Here is a 560-nt window from a genome sequence, read left to right as displayed (position 1 = left end):
CGGTTCGGCGATAGGCAAACAGGATCGCAATCAGCTTGATCCGAGTGCCATGCCGTACAAACACAACGCCGATCGCCGTCATCACATCGCAAAGATGAACTTCAGGGTGACGAATTGGCCTGAGTACGAGGCAGGCCTGCTCGGCGTGGCAGTCTTACACTGTGGATGACGCCGGAAGCATTGGCGGGATGGCATGCACCACGGCGAAAAACGCGAGGTGGTCAACCCCGCTATTCCGATCTTGCCATCGAAACGGCCCTGACCCTGGGCTGTGTGTTCGGAATGCGGCTGCGCCAGAGCGAAGGGCTCATGAATTCGGTGTTCGATCTTATGGGACTTGAGATACCCGTCCCCGATCATACGACGCTGAGCCGTCGGGCACAAACGTGGAAGCTGCCGGCCCAACGAAACCCGCCTCTGCCGGACGGCCCGCTGCATGTGCTGGTCGACAGCACGGGGTTAAAGGTGTACGGCGCCGGGCAGTGGCTGGAGCAAAAACATGGCGCCAGATCACGTCGCACCTGGCGCAAGCTGCATCTGGCAGTGGATGCCAAAAGTGG

1 pseudogene is annotated in these 560 nt (G+C 60.0%); it reads left to right on the top strand.

Features of this window, described 5'->3' with window-relative positions:
* Nucleotides 1-49: 49 nt before the first annotated feature.
* Nucleotides 50-560: pseudogene (locus FFR93_RS40500) on the top strand (IS5 family transposase); the annotation flags it as partial.

Origin of the sequence: Rhizobium sp. MHM7A (assembly GCF_005862215.1) — a bacterium.
Lineage (GTDB): Bacteria > Pseudomonadota > Alphaproteobacteria > Rhizobiales > Rhizobiaceae > Rhizobium > Rhizobium bangladeshense.
Note: the sequence above shows the minus strand (reverse complement) of the source record. Positions and strands in the feature narration are given on the sequence as shown.